Source organism: Variovorax defluvii, from assembly GCF_039541515.1.
Taxonomy (GTDB): domain Bacteria; phylum Pseudomonadota; class Gammaproteobacteria; order Burkholderiales; family Burkholderiaceae_C; genus Variovorax; species Variovorax defluvii.
Genome location: NZ_BAABGJ010000009.1, coordinates 15983 through 38048, shown reverse-complemented (window position 1 = coordinate 38048; position 22066 = coordinate 15983). Strand labels below are relative to the sequence as shown.

Annotated in this window: 20 protein-coding genes and 4 pseudogenes; 4 read left to right on the top strand and 20 right to left on the bottom strand. The window is 61.9% G+C overall.

Annotated elements, in window-relative coordinates; translation table 11 throughout:
• Position 1: 1 nt before the first annotated feature.
• Entirely contained in the window at positions 2–553 is a 552-nt protein-coding gene (locus tag ABEA07_RS05245; RefSeq protein ID WP_345536345.1) for an MFS transporter, read from the bottom strand.
• A gap of 50 nt (positions 554–603) precedes the next feature.
• Positions 604–1776 (bottom strand): M20 aminoacylase family protein, encoded by a 1173-nt coding sequence (locus tag ABEA07_RS05240; protein ID WP_345536344.1) that lies wholly within the window; start codon positions 1774–1776, stop codon positions 604–606.
• Positions 1777–1899: 123 nt separating this feature from the next.
• Here ABEA07_RS05240 and ABEA07_RS05235 point away from each other — a divergent pair, with 123 nt between their 5' ends.
• The 3 genes and pseudogenes from ABEA07_RS05235 to ABEA07_RS05225 all read left to right on the top strand — a co-directional run.
• Positions 1900–2829 (top strand): LysR family transcriptional regulator, encoded by a 930-nt coding sequence (locus tag ABEA07_RS05235; protein ID WP_345536343.1) that lies wholly within the window; start codon positions 1900–1902, stop codon positions 2827–2829.
• A 244-nt stretch (positions 2830–3073) separates the two neighbouring features.
• Positions 3074–3709, top strand: a pseudogene (locus ABEA07_RS05230) (transposase); the annotation flags it as partial.
• A pseudogene (locus ABEA07_RS05225) lies at positions 3693–3929 on the top strand (ATP-binding protein); the annotation flags it as partial. The pseudogenes ABEA07_RS05230 and ABEA07_RS05225, both read left to right, overlap by 17 nt.
• A gap of 155 nt (positions 3930–4084) precedes the next feature.
• Here ABEA07_RS05225 and ABEA07_RS05220 read toward each other — a convergent pair.
• The 16 genes from ABEA07_RS05220 to ABEA07_RS05145 all read right to left on the bottom strand — a co-directional run bounded on the left by ABEA07_RS05220 (position 4085) and on the right by ABEA07_RS05145 (position 20202).
• On the bottom strand, positions 4085–4468 hold the full coding sequence (locus tag ABEA07_RS05220; RefSeq protein ID WP_345536341.1) for a RidA family protein: 384 nt from the start codon (positions 4466–4468) through the stop codon (positions 4085–4087).
• Positions 4469–4479: 11 nt separating this feature from the next.
• Positions 4480–5706, bottom strand: coding sequence for a pyridoxal phosphate-dependent aminotransferase (locus ABEA07_RS05215; RefSeq protein ID WP_345536339.1), 1227 nt, complete (start codon positions 5704–5706; stop codon positions 4480–4482).
• 81 nt (positions 5707–5787) lie between these two features.
• The gene (accC, locus tag ABEA07_RS05210; RefSeq protein ID WP_345536583.1) at positions 5788–7143 is read right to left on the bottom strand and encodes an acetyl-CoA carboxylase biotin carboxylase subunit; all 1356 of its coding nucleotides are present in this window, start codon (positions 7141–7143) and stop codon (positions 5788–5790) included.
• Positions 7133–7606 carry an acetyl-CoA carboxylase biotin carboxyl carrier protein gene (locus ABEA07_RS05205; protein ID WP_345536337.1) on the bottom strand — a complete coding sequence of 158 codons (474 nt, stop codon included), beginning with the start codon at positions 7604–7606 and terminating at the stop codon, positions 7133–7135. Before ABEA07_RS05205 ends, accC begins: the two co-directional genes overlap by 11 nt.
• Positions 7607–7609: 3 nt before the next feature.
• Positions 7610–8029 carry an acetyl-CoA carboxylase biotin carboxyl carrier protein gene (locus tag ABEA07_RS05200; RefSeq protein ID WP_345536336.1) on the bottom strand — a complete coding sequence of 140 codons (420 nt, stop codon included), beginning with the start codon at positions 8027–8029 and terminating at the stop codon, positions 7610–7612.
• 15 nt (positions 8030–8044) lie between these two features.
• Positions 8045–8848 carry an N-formylglutamate deformylase gene (hutG, locus tag ABEA07_RS05195; RefSeq protein WP_345536334.1) on the bottom strand — a complete coding sequence of 268 codons (804 nt, stop codon included), beginning with the start codon at positions 8846–8848 and terminating at the stop codon, positions 8045–8047.
• A complete protein-coding gene (locus ABEA07_RS05190; RefSeq protein ID WP_345536333.1) occupies positions 8845–9849 on the bottom strand; it encodes a hydroxyacid dehydrogenase in 1005 nt (334 codons plus the stop codon). The genes hutG and ABEA07_RS05190 overlap by 4 nt, the downstream gene beginning before the upstream one ends.
• Before the next feature lie 13 nt (positions 9850–9862).
• Complete coding sequence (locus tag ABEA07_RS05185; RefSeq protein ID WP_345536332.1) at positions 9863–11152, bottom strand: Zn-dependent hydrolase; 1290 nt, start codon at positions 11150–11152, stop codon at positions 9863–9865.
• Positions 11153–11166: 14 nt separating this feature from the next.
• A complete protein-coding gene (locus ABEA07_RS05180; RefSeq protein WP_425584076.1) occupies positions 11167–12843 on the bottom strand; it encodes an ABC transporter ATP-binding protein in 1677 nt (558 codons plus the stop codon).
• A 4-nt stretch (positions 12844–12847) separates the two neighbouring features.
• Positions 12848–13687 (bottom strand): ABC transporter permease, encoded by an 840-nt coding sequence (locus tag ABEA07_RS05175; RefSeq protein WP_345536331.1) that lies wholly within the window; start codon positions 13685–13687, stop codon positions 12848–12850.
• A gap of 11 nt (positions 13688–13698) precedes the next feature.
• Complete coding sequence (locus tag ABEA07_RS05170; protein WP_345536329.1) at positions 13699–14685, bottom strand: ABC transporter permease; 987 nt, start codon at positions 14683–14685, stop codon at positions 13699–13701.
• A 67-nt stretch (positions 14686–14752) separates the two neighbouring features.
• Positions 14753–16369 (bottom strand): ABC transporter substrate-binding protein, encoded by a 1617-nt coding sequence (locus ABEA07_RS05165; RefSeq protein ID WP_345536328.1) that lies wholly within the window; start codon positions 16367–16369, stop codon positions 14753–14755.
• Between the two features lie 63 nt (positions 16370–16432).
• On the bottom strand, positions 16433–17185 hold the full coding sequence (locus ABEA07_RS05160; protein WP_345536327.1) for a LamB/YcsF family protein: 753 nt from the start codon (positions 17183–17185) through the stop codon (positions 16433–16435).
• 39 nt (positions 17186–17224) lie between these two features.
• A complete protein-coding gene (locus tag ABEA07_RS05155; RefSeq protein ID WP_345536326.1) occupies positions 17225–18226 on the bottom strand; it encodes a 5-oxoprolinase subunit C family protein in 1002 nt (333 codons plus the stop codon).
• Positions 18223–18930: a 5-oxoprolinase subunit PxpB gene (pxpB, locus tag ABEA07_RS05150; RefSeq protein ID WP_345536324.1), complete on the bottom strand. Its 708-nt coding sequence runs from the start codon at positions 18928–18930 to the stop codon at positions 18223–18225. Before pxpB ends, ABEA07_RS05155 begins: the two co-directional genes overlap by 4 nt.
• Positions 18931–18975: 45 nt before the next feature.
• Positions 18976–20202, bottom strand: coding sequence for a pyridoxal phosphate-dependent aminotransferase (locus ABEA07_RS05145; protein WP_345536323.1), 1227 nt, complete (start codon positions 20200–20202; stop codon positions 18976–18978).
• Positions 20203–20332: 130 nt separating this feature from the next.
• Between ABEA07_RS05145 and ABEA07_RS05140 the strand changes: the two genes are divergently transcribed.
• Entirely contained in the window at positions 20333–21016 is a 684-nt protein-coding gene (locus ABEA07_RS05140; RefSeq protein ID WP_345536322.1) for a GntR family transcriptional regulator, read from the top strand.
• A 45-nt stretch (positions 21017–21061) separates the two neighbouring features.
• On the opposite strand, the pseudogene ABEA07_RS05135 reads toward ABEA07_RS05140, so the two are convergent.
• Positions 21062–21821 (bottom strand): annotated as a pseudogene (locus ABEA07_RS05135) (DUF3363 domain-containing protein); the annotation flags it as partial.
• Positions 21822–21832: 11 nt separating this feature from the next.
• Positions 21833–21973 (bottom strand): annotated as a pseudogene (locus tag ABEA07_RS05130) (3-ketoacyl-ACP reductase); the annotation flags it as partial.
• Positions 21974–22066 lie beyond the last annotated feature (93 nt).

Genomic DNA, 22066 nt, shown 5'->3' with positions numbered 1-22066 from the left:
ATCAAGAAGCTCCTGTTCGCTGAAAGCAGACGTCAGCAGGAACCCCAGTGATGGCTCCTGCCAGCATGGAGAGGCCTTGACCAAACATTTGCCAAGCGCCGTACAGGCCTTTGCGCCCCTTAGGTGCAGCTTCGACCAAATAGGCGGTCGCGGAGGCGAATTCCCCACCGGTGGCGAGCCCTTGCATGAGCCGGGCAAGAACGATCAATAGCGGTGCAGCTATACCGATCGAGTTGTAGGACGGTGTAAACACCATCAGCAGCAACGAAAGCGTCATCAGGCCAATGATCAGCTGCAGTGCTGATTTTCTGCCGCGTTTGTCGGCATAGATGCCAATGGCGATCCCTCCAAGTGGCCGCGTGACAAACCCCACGCCGAAGACAGCCAAGGTTAGGAGAAGCGCGGTGTGCTGGCCTGCCGAAGGAAAAAAGACCTTCGAAATGATTACAGCCAACGTAGCAAAAACGCCAAAATCGTACCACTCGAGCGCATTGCCGACAATCGCTGCTGTCAGCTGCAGCCAGCGCGGTGCACTTTTCTTAATTTCTTTCATGGGTTTGTCTCCTTTGGAATCTGGTATTTTTTACTTTTCTATCGGCAGGCTTAGCTCGGCAATACGTACCAGTAGCGCCCCCCTATTGGTATCGCTGCATCGTTGAAATCAAAATGCGCGCTATGAAGACCATGGGAATGTTCAGCGTCTCCCGTGCCTACATGGATATAGGCGCCCGGGCGCTCGCGCAACATGAAGGAAAAGTCCTCTCCGCCGAGACTGGGCACAGGGTGTTGAATAACGTTTTCCTTGCCAACCACGTCCACGGCTGCGCGTCGTGCGAGAAGCGCTTCCGCTTCGGAATTGACCGTCGCAGGCACGTTTCTGTCGTATTCAAGCGTGGCGGAGCCTCCGAGCCCTCGGGCCACACTCTCGACCGTTTCACGCAGGCGTGCCTCGATAAGGTCTTGCACCTCGGGGCGCAACGAGCGGGCAGTTCCAGTAATGACAACCTCTTCAGGTATTACGTTGTGGCCAGCGAGGCTTCCGCCCGAAATACCGCACAGGCTGACGACTCCGGCATCCAGTGGATCCAGATTTCTGCTGACGATGGAATGAGCCGCGACGATGATGTGCCCGGCAATCAAGACGGGATCGACAGTTCTTTGAGGTGCAATGCCACCGTGCCCACCTTTTCCTTGAATTTTTATTTTGAGTATGTCGGCCGCAGCCATTACCGGGCCAACCGGCACAGATACGGCGCCCAGCGGCAGAGATGGCCAGTTATGAAGGGCGTAGACCTGTTCGATGGGGAATCTCTCAAAGAGGCCATCCTTGACCATTTCCAAGCCACCCTTGTGGCCCTCCTCGCCTGGCTGGAAAATTAGATAGACGGTTCCATTGAAGTTTTGAGTTCGCTTCAGGTATTCAGCCGCAGCCAGAAGCATGGTCACGTGCCCATCGTGGCCGCACGCATGCATCCTCCCCCCGGTCGACGAAGCGTATTCGAGATTGGTGCTTTCCTGGATCGGCAACGCATCCATGTCGGCTCTTAGACCTACCGCCCGGCCGCTCGTCGTCGTTTTCCCATGGATAATTCCGACGACTCCGGTTTTTCCAATTCCCCTGCGAAATTCAATCGAAAGCTTGTCGAGGGCTTCGCAAATCACATTCGCGGTTCGGTGCTCATCAAAGCCGAGCTCTGGGTGAGCATGAATATCTCCGCGCAATGCACGATAAGAAGGGAATTCGGAACCGATTTGGTCAACGATATTATTTGGCATGCTCTTGGAACAGGTTCGCTTGAATTCTTGGAAATACCCTGAGTTGCGATCGAATAGTAAGGATCGGCAGCCATGCCGTAAAATGCTGTTTTTCGATTACGGCCATGCCGTCGAGGTATACCCATGGACTTGCGTCAGTTGCGCTACTTCGTCGCCGTTGCCGAACGCGGGAGCATCAGCGTTGCCGCGCAGACCGTGCATATCGCGCAGCCCGCGTTGACGCGCCAGATGCAAGCGCTGGAGGAGGAACTCGGTACTTCGTTGTTCGAACGAACTTCCCGTGGTGTCAGCTTGACTGAAGCCGGCAAGCAGTTGCTCATAGATGCGAACAGGCTTCTAGACGACACCGCGGCAGCAAAGGAGCGCGCTCAGCGAACCGGGCGCGGCGAGATCGGGCATCTCTCCATCGCGCTACCCGTGATGCAAACTCTCGGCCCACTGATTGCGGAGGTGCTGAGAAGCTACCGGCGAGAAGTCCCCGGCGTGTCGATCACACTGAGCCACCTGCTGTCTGCTACACAGCTCGACTGGCTGTCGACCGGTCGGCTGGATGCCGGCTTCCTTCTATTTAGGCCATCGGATGACCCGGTATTCGAAGGACTCCCGGTCTATTCGGAGAGGATGTTGCTGGCATACCCTGCGGCTTGGCAATGGGCGGGAGGGAGGCCCAAGTCACTCAGAGACCTCAACGAGGTGGAGTTCATCTGGCTACCTCGCAACGCGGCTCCACTCTGGCACGACAAGCTGATCCACTGCTTCTTCAATGCTGGGTTCACTCCGAGAGCATCGGTCCTTGGTGTTGATTCCGCATCGATGCTCACGTTAGTTGCTGCAGGCATGGGATGCACAGTGCTTCCGGAATCGGCAGAACGCATTGCGCCGGACGTTGTGAAATTCATGGAAGTCCCCGACTTAAACATCGTTCAGCATTGGGAACTTGTCTGGCGCGCGGACAACCGCTCGTCGCTGCTCAAAAGGTTCGTTGAAGAGGTCTCCAGGTACCTGGCAGAGAATCCGCTGCAAGCGGCTCGTCATCGCACGCGCCGTGCATGAGCAGCAGGTCGCTCACGTCGACGTCGAAGCACGCCAAACCAACCTTAGCTTTCATACGGGCAACGGGGTGGTGACATGATTGCGCTTGCCCGAGGGGTGGTAGCTCGTTCCGAGGTTCGCGCGTACCCATCGTTCGAGTTCCGCGCGCGAAGTGATCTCAGCGCGTCGTGCCCCACCAGGCCCCAAGCAAAGTACAGGAAGCAAGTCCGAGCGAACATGCCACTGTCGCTCGTCTCGAAGCAGGCACGAGCCCGAGCTCAACCCCGTGTACGCCGCCACGTTGGCCCACTACGGCGTGGTGGCCGATCCGGCCAGGGTGCGCGATCCCAATCGCAAGGGGGCCGTGGAGAATGCGATCAGGCATACCCAAGCCACCGCCTTGAAGGGCCGGCGCTTCGAGTCCTTGGACGCGCAGAACGAGTTCCTCGAGCACTGGGAACGCAAGTGGGCCGCCCCGCGCATCCACGGCAGCACCCGTCGCCAGGTGCAAGCAATGTTCGACGAGGAGCGCCCGCTGCTGCAGCCGCTGCCAATGCTCGGCATGCAGTACTTCACCGAGTCGCAGCGCACCGTGTGCGACGACACCTGCGTGCGCATCGATCACAGCAGCTACGCGGCGCGGCCGGCGCCCATCGCTCGCGGGTGCTGGTGCGGCTGTTCGAGCACCGCGTCGAGATCCGGGACCTCAAGACCCAGGCGCTGCTGCGCACGCACGCCCGAGTCGAGCACCCGGGCACGGTCGTGCTGCCCCTGGCCGAGCGCGTGTTCAATCCCTCGCGCGAGACACGCCGCATCCTCGGCCAGGCCAGGATGATCGGCCTGAGCCGAACGGCTGTGCCAGATGCTGTTTGCCATCGAGGGTCGCGTCGGCCAGCAGCGCCGAGTTGCTGCAGAGCGTCGTGCATCAGCGCTACAAGCGCCGCGCCAGCATCATCGTCACCTCCAACCGGGTCGTGCAGGACTGGGGCAAGTACCTCGGCGATGCCACCGTAGGAACCACCATTCTCGATCGCCTCATGCACCGCGCCGTCATGCTCGAGTTCGAAGGCAAGAGCTACCGACTGAAGGAGGCTGCCGCTCGCATGGCTCTCACCACCACCGAACATCCCTTGCGGCAACAGTCTTCAAGTTCTCCGAATGTTGCCGACTCGACCGGCTGCCAGCTCGCATGTCGGTTCTCCATGCCGACGTTCCAACTTATCGCTGCAGAAGCGGAGGGCCTCCGTCAAAGGCAGAGTGCCCCAATAGCTTTCTCTCAATCGGCGGAAGCCAAGAGCACAGCGTCCACTTCAATGTCAAAACCAGCCAAATTTGATTGTGTCAAAGTGCGTGCCGGCGGAGGATCGCCGACGTACTGCGCGTAGATCCCATCAAACTCCTTGGCATCGGCCGGATTTCTGAGGAAAACGCCGACCTTCACGGCATCCTTCAGGGAGAGGCCCGCTGCGTTCGCAGCGGCCTCAAGATTGTCGAGCGTCATGCGAACCTGCTCGGCGAAGGGCTTGTCACCGTGGCGAACGTTGTTTCGATCTCTGGGGGTCTGGCCGGCCAGAAACACCAGGCCTGCCGCTTCGATCGCGACGCTGTACGTTCCGGCCGGCGGCGGAGTCCGGTCACTCGTGTACGCTTTCCGGCTCATGTGCTTCCCCTTCATCGTACGCGATAGCGATTGACGAGTTCTGCAGTACGCTCGATCGCCTGTACGGCGGCTTCATGGTTCTGCGAGAAGTTCAGACGCACGCTGTCTGTGCACAGAGGACTGAACTCCGTGCCTGGGGTGACGGTCACGCCGGCCTGATGACGCAGTATGCGCACGAAATCGAGCAAGCCGACAGAAAGTGCGGGCAGGCGCGGGAACAAATAGCTCCCCGCTTCAGGTGCTCGAGCCTCCAGACCCTCGACAGCGAGTAGTACCTTCATCAAGTCGTCACGGATGGCCTGGTGCTTTGCAATGCGATCGGCCATCCAGCCGCTCGGTTCCGCGAACCACGTGCGCAGCACGGCTTGGCAGTAGCCCGGCGCGCGCAGAGAAACGATCGCCTGGAGCTTTTCCATCCGGTCAATCAGACGCGCGGCACCGAAGGCAACACCCAAACGGAATCCGCTGAGCGACTCGGTCTTCGAGGGCCCCATGATGGTGATCACATTGTCCGCGTCGATCGCACTCGCGCGCAGATGGCTGTAGCGCACATCCGAATAGAGCAGCCTCGAATACAGCTGATCGACCACGACCGTCGCCCCATACAGATTCGCAAGGGCGGCGATGCTCTCGATCTCATCCCTCGCATACACCACGCCGGCCGGATTGTTCGGGTTGGAGAACAGGAAGGTCTTCACTCCGGACTTGAAAGCCGCTTCCAACTCATCGAGGTCAATGCCCGCTCCGGTGGATCGTCCCAGGTAGTCCATTCTGATGGGGACCACTTCGCCACCCATGAACTGGACCAGCTTGCGGTTGGCAAAGTAATCGGGCCGCACGATCGCTACCTTGTCTCCTGTTGCCACGGTCGACGCGATCGCGAGGAACAACGCGCCCTGCGTGCCAGGGGTGATGATCAACTCATTGGCGCCGGAAAGCGGCGCTCCAGTGAACTCAGCCAGGTGCTCGGCCACTCGCTCACGTATCTCGGCGCTGCCGCGGTACTCGGTATAGGCCTGCTCGCCGCCGCGCTCGAAACCCTTGACGAACTCGTCCAATGAGCCCGGAGTGGGCGCGAAAGCCGATTCGTCTACATCTCCATGGGAGAAGTCCACCGGCGTGCCCGGCAGCTTATCGCCGCGCAGCAGGCGGCCCCAATCCAACTCGGCTTGGCGTACCTCCTGACCAGGAGCATGATCGGTGGCCAGTCGAGCGAACTTTTCTTCGATAGGATTCATGTGATTCCTCTTGGATGAAGGACTGTGAACAGGCGAAAGGAGAGTGTTTCGCCAACGGTGCATGGCGAGGATCTGAAACGATCACAAGCCCGAATTTCTGGCGGCGATCCAATCCCCCAGATAGTGAATTCCGGCTCCGCCTTGGCAGAACACGGGATCGGTCAGTAGGTCGAGGTGCAGCGGAATATTCGTATCAATGCCCTCGACGACGGTCTCGCGCAGCGCCACCCGCATGCGGGCCAGCGCCTGCTCACGCGTATCGCCGAACGCGATGAACTTCCCGATCATCGAATCGTAGTGGGACGGCACGACGTAACCCCCATACGCATGCGAATCCACACGGATACCCGGTCCGCCAGGTGGCTGCCAATGGGTGATTCGACCAGGCGACGGAATGAAGGTGGTGGGGTTCTCCGCGTTGATGCGGCACTCGATCGCATGCCCTCGCCGTTGGATCTGGCCCTGGGCCCAGGGGAGCTTCTCGCCCGCCGCAATCCGAATCTGCATCTGGACTAGGTCGATGCCCGTCGTCAGTTCCGTCACTGGATGCTCCACCTGCAGGCGGGTGTTCATCTCGATGAAGAAGAACTCGCCATCCTCATAGAGAAACTCGAACGTTCCCGCGCCCCGGTAGCCGATCGATCGGCATGCACCTGCGCAGAGCTCACCGATCGCCTCGATCTTTGCTTCCTCCAAACCCGGGGCTGGCGACTCCTCGATCACCTTCTGGTGGCGTCTTTGCATCGAGCAGTCCCGTTCGCCCAGCCACACCGCGTTGCCGTGCGTGTCAGCCAGGATCTGGATCTCGATGTGTCGAGGCTTGAGCAGGAAGCGCTCCATGTACAAGGCAGGATTTCCGAACGCAGCGGAAGCTTCGGCACGCGTTGTTTCGACAGTCGACAGCAGCCCTTCCTCGGCTTCGACGACGCGCATTCCCCGGCCGCCGCCGCCGCCAGCGGCCTTCACAATGAGCGGATATCCGATCTGTCGCGCCATCTGGAGAATGAGGGCCGGATCACCCGGCAATGCACCATCGGTGCCGGGCACGCAAGGGACACCGGCTCTCTGCATGGCCTGCTTCGCGGCCACCTTGTCGCCCATCGTCCGGATCGAATCTGCAGTTGGTCCGATGAACGTCAGCCCGGCTTCCTCGACAGCCTTCGAGAAGTCCGCGTTCTCGCTGAGAAACCCATAGCCCGGATGGATCGCCTGGGCGCCGGTCAATCGCGCAGCCGCCAGAATGGAGGGCGCATGAAGATAGCTGCGCACCGAGGGTGCCGGCCCGATGCACAACGCTTCGTCGGCTTGGCGGACATACGAGGCATCTCGGTCGGCCTCGGAGAAGACCGCGACAGTCTTTATCCCTAGCTCACGACACCCACGCTGAATTCGCAGCGCTATCTCGCCCCTGTTCGCGATCAGAATCTTATCGAACATCGCCATTCCCATTCGTCCGTATGACAAACAACGCCTGACCCTGCTCGACGGCCTGGCCATGCTCGCAAAGCACCTCGTCGATAACGCCGCCCCGATCTGTTGTGACGTCGTTCAGGATCTTCATCGCTTCAATCACGCACACCAGGCCCCCGGCGTCAACGCTGCTTCCAACCTTTACGATGGGTTCGCCGTCAGCCCCAGCTGACCGGCAGAACGTACCGCTCATGGGTGCGGTGACCGTGTGCAGCGAGCGATCCTGGCGGGCCGGCACGGGTGCCGTCTCTTGTGTCGCAGCGGTCGTGCTCTTGTCGTTCATCGCCGCCGGCGGTGCAGCGCCGGCCGATACCTCAGCCCGTCGCAAGATGCGTATGCTTCGCGATGCGTCGCGAAGTTCAACTTCGGCGATCTGCTCCTCCGCAACGATGTCGATCAGATCCTTTATCAGCTCTGTGTTCGTAGTCATGATTCAACGCTGCGCAGGCTTGAGTTGGAACAGGGGCTTGCCATAGTCGATCCGGTCACCATCGGTTGCGAGGACCGCTTCGACCACTCCATCGCTCGGTGCCAGCACCGTCGTCAGAGCCCCATCCATCTCCAGGAGCGCGAGCAATTGGCCCTTGCTCACGACGTCCCCAGCGGCGATGGCCTTCGGAAGCTGTTGCGGATCACTCGTGCGCATCCAACCCAGCGACTCGGAGCGCACGACGCCGGGGAGCGACGCCTTCCTCTCCTCCGGTTTCGGTTGTGCTCCGGCAAGCTGCGGGGCGGCGCTCTGCGAGGGGGCGATACGAATCCTGAGGTGTTGACCGTCTTCCTCGATCTCCACCACCTCAACGTCCCTCAGGTGGAGGTGCCGTGCATACTCTCGAATGTTGTCAAGGTTCATCTCTGCCTCACTGCCCTAGTGAACTTGTTGCAATGCAGCCAGCGAGTCTTGGACCATCGCCTTCAGCGTCGGCAGCAACATCGCCGCCCGCTCTTCTTGATATGCATAGGGCTCTTGCTCGCTCATGTAAAGGTGCTGCGCCATCTCCAGCTGCACAGCATGGACTCCCTCCTCAGGCTTGCCATAGTGACGCGTGATGAATCCACCTTTGAAGCGTGCGTCGACGGACCAGGTGAATGGGCTCGCGCTGGCGGCCGCAATCGCCGCATCGCGCAACTGCGTCGCGCATGCCACACCATCGAAGGTTCCGATGTTCAGATCGGGCAGGCGACCCTCGAACAGCCGCGGTAGCACGCCGGCGATGGAATGCGCCTCCCATACCAGAATATGGGGATGATGTCCGCGCATGCGCGCGATCTCCGTGCGCAAGGCGGCGTGATAAGGCTCCCAATAATCCCGAATGCGTAGCGCGATCTCCGCGGCATCCGGGACCCCAGCAGTTTCCGTGTAGAGGCTTTCGCCGCGGAATGTCTCCAGTGCACACAAGCCCGTCCCCCCTTGACCCGGATACAAACTCGATCCGTCGGGGGGCCTATTCACATCGATGATGTAGCGGGAATAGTTCGCCTGCAGCACCGAAGCGCCCATCTCGAGAGCAAAGGCGTAGAGCCGCGGGAGGTGCCAGTCGGTGTCCGCGATCTTGCGAGCGGCGGGACTCATCTGGCAGGAAAAGCGCTCAGGCAAGCACTCTCCCGCATGCGGAATCGAGACAAGCAACGGCAAATGCCCGGACTGAAGCGTGACGACTGCGGGATTCATGAATTGACTCGCTGCTCGTTCGTCTGCGCCGGCTGCCGTCGCCGCTCCCAGACCTTTGGCTCCACGAGATGTGCAGGACGCCGCCCAGCCAGCACGTCGATGATCTGCTGCGCGCATTGGGTCGCGGTTGCGTTCAGTGCCTCCTGGGACGAGCCCGCTACGTGAGGCGACAGCACCACGTTGGGAACATCGCACAGAACCGAACCCGGTGGCAGCGGCTCCTGCTCGAACACATCCAGTCCGGCACCAAAGAGTTGGCCACTGCGCAAGGCCTCTGCCAAAGCCACTTCGTCGATGAGCGCCCCCCGCGAGGTGTTGATCACGATCGCGCCGCGCTTTATGGCGCCCAGGGTCACGCGGTCGAGCATGTGATGTGTATCTGCCCTCAGCGGTCGATGAAGCGAGACCACATCTGATGCCTGGAGCAGCTCCTTAAGGGTCGAGACACGCCGTGCATTGGGCGGCAGGGCCTCTCCCTCTGGGAGACTGGGCGACCACACGATCACTTGCATGTTCAACGCCCCCGCTACCATCTCGCAGAGCAAACGCCCTGTGCGACCAAGGCCCACGATGCCAAGGACCTTTCCGTACAGTGATCGCATGGGCTGTTCATACTTGAAGTTCCAGTCTCCCTGCCTGGTCGCGGCGTCTGCAAGCGCTGCCTGATGGGCTGTCGCCAGCATGAGCATCATGGCGTGCTCCGCCACTGCGCGGACATTTGCCGTAGGCGTAAAGACGACCGGAATCCCTCGTGCAGAGGCGTGCGCGACGTCGATCTTGTCGGTGCCCGTTCCGTGATTCGCAATCACGCAGAGCCGCGGCGAGGCATCGATAAGCTTGGCAGGAAGGCGGTCGCGTACGATCACAGCGTCTGCGGCTGGAATGACCGCCTGGAGGGCATCAAGCCCAGGCCCGGGGGCCTGGATGACCTTGATTCCAGCGGTCTGGAGAATCTCTGCACCGACCGGGTGGATGGGTTGTGCGATCACACAGGTTGCCATGACAATTCCTTCGCTAGTGGGTCACGGCCGAGGGCCATCCCGTGCCGATGCCGGCACGGGTCTCCAAGACATGGGCAAGCACGCGGGTCGCCGCTGCAAAGTCAGCCATCCCCATTGCCTCCTCGGGGTTATGACTTCCATGCTCGTTTCGAACAAAAAGCATCGCGGTCGGCACGCCCTGGTTCGCGAAGATGGAGGCGTCGTGTCCGGCACCGCTCGGCATCCGGTGCGGCTGCACGCCGACCTCGAGCGCCGCATCCCAAAGCGCCTGCTGCAGCCGGTCATCCATCACAGCGGGCTGACTGCCGGAGATCGGTCCCCACTCGAAGCGCACCCCATGCGTGACTTCCACGTCCTTGGCCACCTGCAGAATCATCTGATCCATGTGCCGCAGCGTCTCCGGGTCCCGCGAGCGAATATCGATGGAAAAGCTCACCTGGCCGGGGACCTTGCTGAAGTCGGCTTGCTGAATATCGGTGTTGACCTGCCCGAACGTCAGTGTGAGCTCGTGCCCTTGGGCTTCCATGTCTCGCCACACGTGCTGAAGGCGCTCCACAAACACGGCCAATCCAACAACCGAATCTTGGCGGTGCATCCGGGGTGTCGCGCCCGAATGCGCATACCTGCCGAGAATCTGCGCTGCTCGGTAGCGATGACTTCCGCAGATTCCTGTGACAACCCCCAGCGCCCGGCCCTCGCCAACGAGAACAGGCCCCTGCTCGATGTGCAGTTCTACAAAGCAATCGATGCTCTTGGGAGTCAAGGCCGCCTCTCCAGTGGCCAGCGCGTCCGGGCGACCGCCAAGGTCGTTCAGATACTCCCGCAACGTGCGCTGACTGTCGGCGCGCCGGACGGACAGTGCGTCCGGAGCCAGCATGCCAAAAGCTGATTTGCTTCCGATGTAAGAGACAGGAAACCAGGCGCTTTCCTCAGCGCGCGTGGCCAGGACCGTCATGTCCCTTTCGGGCTGGATGCGGGCCTTCACCAATCCGGCGAGGACGGCCATGCCGGCGACAACGCCGGCGGCGCCGTCATAGTTGCCGCCCCTGGGTACGGAATCCAGGTGCGACCCCGTCATGACGGCGGGAGCACCACGGTCCGCGCCGGGCAGGGTGATGTACAGATTGAGGGCAGCGTCGCGCCGTAGTTCCAGGCCGAGCTCAGCAGCAGTGTCGGCCATCAAGTCGTGGGCCCGTTGCTCCCCTTCGCCGTAAGTATCTCTCGTGATGCCGACGCCATCGAAGCTCAGCTCATGCAGGCGCGCGAACAACTTCTCGGCGAGGGCCAGGTCGGGTTCGATCATGGTCGGGGACAGTGTCATGCCGTTTGGCTGGCCAGTTCGATGTTCGGCATCGCAGCGTCGGGATTCCAGTCACGACCTGGCATCGCTGCGATGAGCTGTTTCGTGTAGGCGTGCTGTGGCCCGTCAAAGATCTGGCTGGGGGGACCCTGTTCAACGACGCAGCCCTTATGCATCACCAGGAGGCGATCACAGATCTGCGCGGCAACTCGCAGATCGTGTGTGATGAAGATAAGCGCGACATGGAGGCGCTGCTGGACCTCGCGCAGAAGCTTGAGCACCTGCGCCTGAACGGAGACGTCGAGCGCCGAAACAGACTCGTCGGCGACGATCAGTTGCGGATCCATGGCCAGCGCGCGCGCAATGCCGATGCGTTGGCGCTGCCCGCCCGAGAACTCGCCCGGGTACCTGTCAAAGGCAGATGGCTCGAGTTCCACCAGCTTGAGGAGTTCTCTGGCGCGGCCTTCCGCCTGTTTGCGGGGAATACCATTCGCGATGGGCCCGTCACAGAGAATTCGTCCCACGGTGTGACGAGGATTCAGCGATGCAAAGGGATCCTGGAAGATCATCTGGATGTGGCGGCGCTTGGGGCGGAACTTCGACTCGGGTAGCGGCGCGATGTCCTCGCCTTGAAACAACATCTTGCCGCCGTCGATATCCGTAAGCTTCAGCAGGCATTTGCCGATCGTCGACTTGCCTGATCCCGATTCGCCGACGATGCCCAAGGTCTCGGAGCCGCCGACGGTAAAGGTCACGTCGTTGACGGCGTGCACGACCCTCTTCTTGCGAAACAGCCCCCCGCCGCTGACGTAGGTCTTATGAAGTCGTTCAACTTGCAGCACCGTCTTCGCACCTGCGTCAGGGGAAGGACTTTTGGAAGAGCGAAGCCGGGGCACCGCAGCAATCAGGCGTTGCGTGTACGGATGGCGCGGGTGGTTCAAGACCTGGTCGACCGTGCCGTGCTCGACGACCACCCCTTTCTCCATGACGGCCACTCGATCTGCGATCTCGGCGACCACGCCAAAGTCGTGCGTCACGAACATCACGCCCATGCCCTTCTCGCGCTGGATCCGGGCGATCAGCGAGAGGATCTGCGCCTGCGTCGTCACGTCCAGGGCCGTCGTCGGCTCGTCGGCGATCAGCAGCTTGGGTTCCAGCGCCAGCGCCATGGCGATCATCACGCGCTGCCGCTGCCCGCCGGACAGGCGGAACGGCCAGGAATGCCGGATGCTCGCCGGATCCGGCAACCCGACAAATTCCAGAAGTTCCAGGAGCCGTCTTTCTCTGCCATCGCCCGGGCAAGCGTCGTGAACGCGCATGACCTCTGCGATCTGCTCGCCAACCGTCTGAAGCGGGTTGAGCGCCGACAGGGGCTCCTGGAAGATCATCGCCATCTCGCGGCCGCGCATGTCGCGCAACGTTTCTTCGTCGAGCTTGAGCAGATCGCGGTTGTCCAGCAGGATTTCACCGGCCTCGGGCTTGAGGTAGTGCGGCAGCAGCCCCATGATGGCGTTGGCGCTCATCGACTTTCCGGACCCCGACTCGCCGACGATGCACAAGATCTCGCCAGCGCGAATGTCGTACGAAACGTTCTTTACCGCATACGGGCGATCTCCGCCTGCAGGAAGGGCGATGCTGAGGTCGCGGATCGACAGCAGCGGCGGCTCGACCGGGATGGGAGTAGGACTTGTCACCACGTTACGCTCCGCGCTTTCGAAGTTGCGGATTGAGGGCGTCGTTGAGGCCCTCGCCAATGAGATTGATGGCCAGCACGGTCAACATGATTGCGACGCCGGGCCACAGGCTCATCCACTGAGACTCTCGCAGCATCGTGCGAGCGGCTCCGATCATGTAACCCCAGCTCATCAGATTGCGATCGCCGAGCCCCAGGAAGGACAGCGCCGATTCCGTGAGGATTGCCGTGGCGGTCATGAGCGACGCGGTCACGATGATCGGCGACGCCGTGTTCGGCAGGATCTGCGTGATGATGATTCGGCTGGGTCGCTGGCCGATGACGATGGCGGCCTGCACAAACTCCCGCTGCTTCAGGGTCAGGAACTCCGATCGCACAAGGCGTGCAATCGGGGGCCAGGAAACCATGGCGATGGCTCCAACGATGGAGTACAGCGATGGCTTGAAGATCGCCACCAGCACCATGGCCATTGCCAGTTGGGGCACTGTCTGGAAGAACTCGGTGGCGCGCATCAGCAGGTCATCCACCCACTTGCCGTAGTAGCCGGCCAGCGCGCCTACGATGATGCCGACCACGACAGCAACCAGCGTCGAGATCACGCCAATCATGAGCGACACGCGAGCGCCGTAGGCCAGCCCGGCAGCGATATCGCGGCCAAGCATGTCTGTGCCCAGGGGATACTCCCGGTCAGAGAAGGGCTGGATCAGCGGCTGGGCGACCATCGACCATGGCGATTCCTCATACCAGGTCGACGCGAGAATACCGACAATGATCACCATCAGCAGCACCAGCGCGCCCGCGGCCGCACCGCGGTTGGCGGCGAATCTTTTCAGGAACTTGTTCATGGAAACCTCCTTCAGCTGCCCTGGATGCGCGGATCGACGAAGACGTAGACCATGTCGGTGATCAGGTTGAAGACGACGACCATCGTCGAGGTGACAAGGAACACGCCCAGTAGCAACTGGTAGTCGCGTTGCATCAGCGCATCGAACATCAGTCGGCCGATGCCGGGCCATCCGAAGACGGTTTCGGTCAGCACCGCGCCACCTGCCATCTGGCCCAATTGAATGCCTGCAAAGGTCACCACCGGAAGCAACGCGTTCCGCAGGGCGTGGTGGCGGATGATCTGGCCCACGGGCACACCCTTGGCCTTGGCCGTCTTGATGAAGTCCATGCCGAGCACCTCCAGCATCGAGGCGCGCGTCAGACGGGCATAGACGGCCATGAAGAAGCAACCAAGCGAAACCGTTGGGAGCACCAGGTGGGCCGCTATGTCGCCCACGCGAGCCCAGCCTGTGTACCCGGCCCCGACGGTCTCCATGCCGAAAGGCGGCAGCCAGCCTAGATGCAGAGAGAACAGGATCACCGCCAGCAAGGCCAGCCAGAACTGCGGCGTCGCGTAGATCAACAGCGATCCCGTCATCAACGCACTGTCGACCCATGGTCTCTTGCCCTGATATCGACTTCGAGAGGCCACGATGCCAAAGATCACGCCCAGTGCTATCGCGAACAAGAAGGCACACCCCATCAGCAGCAAGGTGGCCGGCAGTCGGTCAAGAATCAGGTCGAAGACAGGCAGCCTCTCCCGATAGGAGTAGCCGAGATTCAGCTGGGCTACCCCCTTGAGGTAAGTGCCAAGCTGCACGTATAAGGGCTTGTCGAGCCCGAACTCCTTGCGAAGCTGTTCGACGTACGCCGGGTCTGAGGACCCCGATTCACCGGCCAGAACGGCGGCAGGATCGCCCGGCGCCATTCGAATCAACATGAAGTTGACGATCACCACGCCGATGACGACGAACACGGCCTTGCCGAGGCGCGAGACCAGGAAGGACAGTGTTTTCATGCGGTCAGTTCCAAGTTGCTATGAGGTTGGGTGTTCCTCGCCGCGGGACTTGCCCGCAGCGCAGGCTTCACTTGCCGTCTTTCTGGATGTAGACGTCGGCGAAGGTGTCATGCAGCCCGATGGCCGTCTTCACCAGGTTCTGTACATTGCCGCGGTACAGCGTCGGGTTCTCCAGCTCGAACAGGAAGCCGTTGGCAACGTCCGACACGAGGATCTTCTGGATCTCGCTGTAGAGCCTTTGGCGTTCCTCCACGGAAGTGGTGCTGGCGGCCTTGTCCCATAGGGCGTCCGCGGCCGGGTTCTTGTAGCCCTGGTTGTTCACGAACGCTGAACCCTTGACGATGTTGCGCTCCAGGTAGAGGCGCGACACGCCGAGGGCGGGATCACCGTATTGCGAGGTGAAGCTGAAGGTCAGGTCGAAGTCGAAGTCGGCGACGCGCTTGGACCAGGTACCAGCGTCAGCCGCTTCGATCTCGACCTTGAAGCCGATCTGCTCCAGGCTTTGGCGGGTGTACTCGGCCAGGCGATCCCAATTGGCGCCATAGGGATAGGAGAGGATCTTGATCGGCGTCTTGGACAGGTCGACACCCGACTCCTTGATGAGAGCACGGGCCGCCTTGATGTCGTAGACGAATGGCGGAACGTTAGCGTCGTAGAAGGGTGTGCCGGACGAGATCGGCCCGGTCGCTACCTTCCCGAGTCCGAAGAAGATGTTGTCGACCACGAACTTCCGATTGATCGCGCTCATGACAGCGCGGCGCACCTTGACATTGTCGAAGGGGGGCTTGCGCTGGTTCATCTGGATGTAGGACTGTTGCGAGAACATCTCCCACCCCTTCGTCGTGTACTGCACGTTGGGAAGCGCCCTCAGGCGCTTGATGTCCACGCTGTCCGCGTCGCCGCTGCGCATCACGTCGACATCCCCCCGCTCGAATGCCAGGGCGCGCGAGGCAGCATCCGGGATCACGTTGAAGACGATCTCGTCGAGATGGGGCTTGCCCTTCTGCCAGTAGTCGGTGTTGCGCGTCAGGATGATGTAGGACCCCTTCTTCCACTCCTTCAGCTTGAAGGGGCCCGTACCGATTGGCGTCTGGTTGGCGGGGTTGCTCTTGTAGTCCGTTCCGTCGTAGAGGTGCTTCGGCACCATGGGCATGTTGTCGCTGACGAATGCCTTGAGAAACGGGGCAAACGGCTGCTTGAGTCGTATCTCGACCTTCTGGGGACTCAGCGCCTTTGCCGATTCGACGAACTGGTTGATGATCACGCGTGCACGCGGATGAACTTCCCGCAGGAACTTGTCGATCGTGAAGACCACGTCGTCGGCCGTGAACGGCTTGCCGTCATGCCACTTGACGCCCGACTGCAGCTCGAACACGTACACCTTGCCGTCAGGCGAGATCGTCCACGACTTCGCCAATCCAGGCATCGGCTCCAGCGCTGGCGACCACGTCAATAGACTTTCATAGATCTTGCCCGACACGTATTGCGTCGGGATCTGCTGGTTCAGGCCCAACATGAGCATGGGGGGCTCCGGCTGGACGATGGCGCGTAGCGTCCCACCCTGCGTCTGAGAGTACGCGGCGCTTGTGCCAGCCAGTAGAACCGCCGTAGCAATGGAAAGCTTGATTGCGAAGCCTTGGCGGCATGCACCGAAGGCGCGGGAAGTGGTGGTTGCAATGGACATGACAGTGTTCCTCGAAATTGGTTGAGTTGGAGTCAGTAGCGCATGGATGAAACGCGGCTTGTCTCAGATGGTTCGAATCTCGATGCCTTCTTCCCGAAGAGCGGCACGTATGCTTCTCGCGAACGCCAAGGCACCTGGCTGATCGCCATGGATGCACAAGGTATCGGCAGTGACCGGCACATCCTTGCCGGACAGCGCTCGAACGACGCCTTCCTTGATCATGCGAATGACCTGCGCGATCGACTGGTTCACGTCTTCGATCATTGCGTGCGGTTGGGAGCGCGGTGTCAGCGTGCCGTCGTCCTGATATGACCTGTCCGCATAGACCTCGAAGATGGTGGTGAGGCTCTTGTCGCGGGCCGCCTTGGCGATCGCGGCGTTCGCGACATAGATGGGCAGTGTCGGATCCAGGTCGTACACGGCCTGGGCTACAGCATCCGCCAGGGCCGGGTCTCGGGCTGTCATGTTGTAGAGCGCGCCGTGGGTCTTGACGTGATGAAGACGGCCGCCCTGCGACTTCGCGAACGCCTGCAGCGCCCCCGCCTGGTAGATCACGAGCGCATACACCTCCTCGGGCGTCATCGCCATTGCCCGGCGCCCGAACCCCTGGAGGTCCGGCAAGCCCGGATGCGCTCCGATTGCGACGTTGGCGGCTATCGCGGCGCGCACCGTGGTCAGCATGACGGTGGGGTCTCCGGCATGAAAGCCGCAGGCGATATTGGCCGAACTCACCTGGCCAAGCAGCTCAAGGTCCTGTCCCATGACCCAGGGACCGAAGCTCTCGCCCATGTCGCAGTTGATGTCGATGGATGGCATCGTGGTTTCTCCAGCTAAAGAAATTGCTTTCCTGTCCGTCTACTGCTCGAGCGCCGCGGCAGCGCTCTCGCGCGCCGTCGCAAGTCGCTCCTCGAACTCCCGCCACGCGATCTCGGCGTCAGCCTGGCTCACCTGGATGAAGCGCAAGCTGTCTCCGGGCAGCGATTGCGCGAGCACCGGCAGATCGGCACTGGCGACGTACGCGATCTTTGGGTAGCCCCCTGCGCTCTGCCGGTCAGCCATGAGCACGATGGGCTGTCCATCCGGGGGCACCTGCACCGTCCCGAACGGGGTCGCCTCCGACACCAGCTCGAGAGGTGCGCGCAGCAGCAGCGCGGAGCCCATCAGCCGTGCGCCCATCCGGTCCGATTGGGCCGTGACCTCATAGGCTGTGCTCTCGAGATCCTCTCTTGCCTTGGTCGTGAAGGCCTCCCACTGCGGGCCACGGATGAACCGGAGCACGCCCGCTGTCCGGCCAGGCGGGTTGACGTCCGCCGAACCGGCCAGGATCATCGGCAGGCCGCTTTGCACCATTCGGCGCTCAATGGGAAGCATCGGCATTTCGCGCGGCACGCCGAGGATCGGAATGCGGTCCCCCTTTTTCAATCCTCTGCCCTGGAAGCCTCCGAAGCCTGCACGCACGTTGGTGCTGCGGCTGCCGAGGACGGGTTCTGTGCCCAGGCCACCCCGCACGCCGATGTAGAGGCGGGCGCCGTCGGTCCGTTCGCCAACGTCGATCGTGACGCCCCGGCGCACCAGCACCGCCCGGTGGTAGGGAATGGGTCTTCCGTCCGCCGTCACGCGCATGCGGGCGCCGCACAGCGCGATCAGCGTGGTGTCGGAGAAGCTCAGTCGCGGCCCCGTGAGGGTGCACTCGAGAACCGCCGCGTTCTCGGGATTGCCCACGAGCGCGTTGGCCAGCCGATGTGACCATTCGTCCATCGGACCGTTGACCGACACGCCGTACTGCTGATGCCCGAAGCGTCCAGAGTCCTGGAGCGTGCTAAGCATGCCGGGGCGCTCAACATTCATCGTGTTCATGCCCGTGGCTCCAACAGGTCCTTGAACTGCTCCGGTGTGATGGGCTTGAAGCGCAAGAGGTCCCCCAACTGCAACCGGGTCGGCGGCTGCTTGTCCACATCGAAAAGGTTCCAAGGCGTGCGCGCTATGACGTTCCAGCCTCCGGGGGATGCAGTCTGGTAGATCGAGGAGATGCCGTTGGCGATGGCGACGGAGCCTGCTTCCACACGTGTGCGCGGCGAACTGCGCCGCCCTACATTCAGACGAGGATCGACCGGCCCGGCGAAAGGGTTGCCGGGCGAGAAGAAGAACGCATACAAGGTCAGCGTCGAGCCGCTGTGCAAGGCTATGACTTCCTCGGCGCTGATGCCGCATCGCTGTGCCACATCCTCAAGATCGGGGCCGAACTCACCACCGTAGCAAGCGGGGATGTCGACTACCCGGCCGGATGGGGGCAGTTCAGGCAAGGGTTCGGCAAGCACATCCTCTAGCGACCGCGTCAGTTGCGCCGTGGGCAGGCCTCGCTCCGGCAGAAAGGCCATCGGCTGGAAGTGCACGGCGACCGTGGTGAAAGCCGGGACGACCTCGATGACGCCGCGCAGCTTCTTGGCGCTCAGATGTGCCGTGATGGCATGAACGGCGCGGCTGGTCTCGACGTCAACGTGCTCGCCCACTCGCACCAGCACACACCGATCGCCCACCGGCTCGATGGACGTGTACGGCATGGCCACTGCCTTCCGAGTCATCGATGGGCGCGGCATGATCGTCCCTTAATCCCGCTTGAGTTGAGCGCACGCGGCAACGATCCGCTCGCAGGCCAGTTTCAGCCGCTCATCCGACAGGGCGAAGGTCAGGCGAATGTAGGGTTCCAGACCGAAGGCAGCTCCGGGCACCACAGCGACCCCGCCCTCCTCCAACAGATAGCGCGCCAGGTCCGCGTCGCTCCCGATGAAATCATCCTTCGGCGTCTTGCAGCCGATTGCCCCAGCGCAGCAAACATAGAGGTAGAAGGCGGCCGGCGGGCGCGAGACCGTCAGCATGGGCGCAGCGGGCTGCAGGATGGTCATCGCCATGTCGCGGCGAGCACGCAGCCGATCGCGCCAGTCGTCGAGGAAGCCCTGCGGCCCATTCAGCGCGGCTACAGCCGCGACCTGGCTCACCGAGCTAGGGTTGCTGGTGCTTTGGGATTGAAGGAGTTCCATGGCCTTGATCAACCAGTTCGGTCCACCGGCATAGCCCAACCGCCAGCCGGTCATGGCATAGCTCTTGGAGACGCCGTTCACCGTCAGCGTCCGATCACGCATGTCCGGGGCGGCTTGGGCGAAGGAACAGAATTCGCCTTCGAAGACGATCTTTTCGTAGATGTCGTCAGACAGGACCAGGAGCCGCGGATGGGCCCGAACCACATCCGCAAGAGCGCGCAGCTCAGCGCGCGAGTACATCGCGCCCGAGGGATTGCAGGGGGTATTGAGCATCAGCCAACGTGTGCGAGGCGTGATGTGGGCGGCGAGCGCCTCGGGAGTCAGCTTGAAATCGTCTCGCTCGCTTGGCGTGACCACGATCGGTTCTCCGCCTGCGATACGCACCATTTCGGTGTATGAAACCCAGAACGGGGCGACGACGATAGCTTCGTCGCCAGCATTGACGGTCGCCAGGAGCGCGTTGAACAGGATCTGCTTGGCGCCAGTGGCAGCGATCACCTCCTCCGGCGCGTAGTCCAGCTCGTTGTCCTGCCTGAACTTTGTGATCACCGCCTGCTTCAGCGCCGGCGTGCCGCCGACGCTGGTGTAGCGCGTCTGCCCTTCGACGATTCCCTTGATGGCGGCGTGCTGAATATGAGCCGGCGTGTCGAAATCCAGCTCCCCTTCACTGAGGCTGATCACCGAGCGGCCCTGGCTAATGAGACGCCGAGCCATTTCTCCGACAGCGCCGGTAGCCGACGGACGCGCGTTCGCCACCCGGTCGGAGAGGCGCACATCGAGAGCAACAGAAGACATTTAAAACCCGCGTTTGTTGTGGAGACGCACCATTGTGATCCGTGTACCGAACACGTACCATCCGGTATACCACCTACGCAGCAACTTGTATGCCAACATGTCCGAGTCCGGTATGGGGCAGAATCGAGGTATGGAATTGACCGACGTGCAACGCCCCGAGGACCAAATCGCCCCTGAGGCCTCGACCGGCAAGGGCAGTCAGGCGTACGACGGGTTGCTCGATCTGATCTTTTCGCGCGAACTGAAGGAGGGCGAACAGATTCAAGAGCGAGCGCTTGCGCTGCGACTGGGCGTTTCGCGAACCCCGCTGCGCGAGGCCATGCACCGCCTAGAAGGCGAGAGGGTGCTCGAGCGCAGACACAACAACCGCCTGTACGTGCGCGCCGTGACGATGCAGGAGTTGATGGAGACGCTCTACATCCGCCGCATGCTCGAAGCCGACGCGGCGGCCCGGGCAGCCGGCAAGATTCCCCAAGAGAAGCTCGCCGACCTGCGGCAGCGTATTGAACGCCTCATGAATTCGGACGAGCCTGCCAATCCGCTCCATCAGCAACTTGACGCCGAACTGCACGGACTTATCGCCGAGTACTGTGGCAACGAGATGCTTGTGAGCATGATCGGAGACCTCCGCCGCAAGACACGCATGTTCTCCCTCAAGCGGATGGAAAAGCGCATGGTCCCGGTGTGCGAAGAGCACATGGCTATGATCGACGCGCTCACCAGGGGCGACTCGGAGGCCGCGTCGAATGAGACCAAGCGTCACATCGACAACATCCGCCAATCCATCATCGACAAGCTATCCAGCTACTACTGACAGCGCCCGCCCCCGTCCGTTGCCCTCGAGATCCGCGGCATTGCATCAGCGGGAAACACCACGATCCGGGGTCAACTCCCAGCCCACGGCGGAGCCCCCGCACAACAGCAGATACTTGCATCCCCAGACGGCTCTCAACGACAGAGCGCCACGGGACAAGGCTGAATCCCATCCCGTCGTCAAGCATCGCGTAGCGCCCGCTCGCCAGCATGACCCTGCGCTGATAGACGCCAGCCACGCGCTGCCCGTCGGCCACTAGCTGATGCTTCAGGCCGGTTTCGGCGGCAATGTCCCTTAGCGGCCTGCACCAGCTCACGACCGCGCAGCGTGCCCAGCAGATTGCGCGCGAGGATCACGCGCTTGCCGCGTCGCTCGGCCAGCCCGCGTCCGGCCGGGAAGTCGACCCGCTTCTGCAGCGCGTCCTTGACCTCGCTGACAAAGCCCAGATCACCAAGTCCCCTCCCCCACCAATCAACTGCTGATCCAGCCAAGTCGCGCCGATCGCACCGTCCTGCCGCTCGATGGGCAGATGCGATTCAACTCCACGGCAACGCCACCCAAGCGCTGTGCGTCGCAACGGCCGCAACGTGCGGGCAAGTCGTCCGGCACCTTCCACAATCCTTCGGCCACGCGCTCCACGATACCAGCCCGGCGCCGGGCCTCCAGTCTTCGGACGTGGGCCGCGACGACCTCCTGCGGGATCGCGCCCGGCCTGGGACTGGCCTTGTGCAAACGCCAGGTGATGGTCAGTGCGGTACAGGCCACCGCTCGCCAGTGCTGCGATGTTCTGGTCGCCGCCTTCGACAGGCAGTACTCGCCCCGGTTGGGCGATGCGGCATATGCGTTCGCAGATGAGATGTTGATGATGCATCGATACTTGTTGTGCTCACCGCGTTCGACGAAGCGACGAGCCACCTTCTGCGTGAGGAAGAATGGGCCGCGCAGATTGACGCGCATGAGTCGATCGAAGCTCTCGGGCGTGGCCTCGAGCAAGTCGCCGCGCTTGGCTACCGGTTCACTTCTGGATGGAAATCAACAATGCGACCTACA

Bases quoted from the DNA above. Each gene is read 5' to 3' on its own strand.
- ABEA07_RS05190 (WP_345536333.1), bottom strand. From the start codon at position 9,849: ATGGCAACCTGTGTGATCGCACAACCCATCCACCCGGTCGGTGCAGAG.
- ABEA07_RS05205 (WP_345536337.1), bottom strand. From the start codon at position 7,606: ATGACTACGAACACAGAGCTGATAAAGGATCTGATCGACATCGTTGCG.
- ABEA07_RS05245 (WP_345536345.1), bottom strand. From the start codon at position 553: ATGAAAGAAATTAAGAAAAGTGCACCGCGCTGGCTGCAGCTGACAGCA.
- ABEA07_RS05185 (WP_345536332.1), bottom strand. From the start codon at position 11,152: ATGATCGAACCCGACCTGGCCCTCGCCGAGAAGTTGTTCGCGCGCCTG.
- ABEA07_RS05145 (WP_345536323.1), bottom strand. From the start codon at position 20,202: ATGTCTTCTGTTGCTCTCGATGTGCGCCTCTCCGACCGGGTGGCGAAC.
- ABEA07_RS05220 (WP_345536341.1), bottom strand. From the start codon at position 4,468: ATGAGCCGGAAAGCGTACACGAGTGACCGGACTCCGCCGCCGGCCGGA.
- ABEA07_RS05160 (WP_345536327.1), bottom strand. From the start codon at position 17,185: ATGCCATCCATCGACATCAACTGCGACATGGGCGAGAGCTTCGGTCCC.
- ABEA07_RS05165 (WP_345536328.1), bottom strand. From the start codon at position 16,369: ATGTCCATTGCAACCACCACTTCCCGCGCCTTCGGTGCATGCCGCCAA.
- ABEA07_RS05140 (WP_345536322.1), top strand. From the start codon at position 20,333: ATGGAATTGACCGACGTGCAACGCCCCGAGGACCAAATCGCCCCTGAG.
- ABEA07_RS05175 (WP_345536331.1), bottom strand. From the start codon at position 13,687: ATGAACAAGTTCCTGAAAAGATTCGCCGCCAACCGCGGTGCGGCCGCG.
- hutG (WP_345536334.1), bottom strand. From the start codon at position 8,848: ATGAATCCCGCAGTCGTCACGCTTCAGTCCGGGCATTTGCCGTTGCTT.
- pxpB (WP_345536324.1), bottom strand. From the start codon at position 18,930: ATGCCGTACACGTCCATCGAGCCGGTGGGCGATCGGTGTGTGCTGGTG.
- ABEA07_RS05240 (WP_345536344.1), bottom strand. From the start codon at position 1,776: ATGCCAAATAATATCGTTGACCAAATCGGTTCCGAATTCCCTTCTTAT.
- ABEA07_RS05170 (WP_345536329.1), bottom strand. From the start codon at position 14,685: ATGAAAACACTGTCCTTCCTGGTCTCGCGCCTCGGCAAGGCCGTGTTC.
- ABEA07_RS05200 (WP_345536336.1), bottom strand. From the start codon at position 8,029: ATGAACCTTGACAACATTCGAGAGTATGCACGGCACCTCCACCTGAGG.
- ABEA07_RS05155 (WP_345536326.1), bottom strand. From the start codon at position 18,226: ATGAACACGATGAATGTTGAGCGCCCCGGCATGCTTAGCACGCTCCAG.
- ABEA07_RS05235 (WP_345536343.1), top strand. From the start codon at position 1,900: ATGGACTTGCGTCAGTTGCGCTACTTCGTCGCCGTTGCCGAACGCGGG.
- ABEA07_RS05215 (WP_345536339.1), bottom strand. From the start codon at position 5,706: ATGAATCCTATCGAAGAAAAGTTCGCTCGACTGGCCACCGATCATGCT.
- accC (WP_345536583.1), bottom strand. From the start codon at position 7,143: ATGTTCGATAAGATTCTGATCGCGAACAGGGGCGAGATAGCGCTGCGA.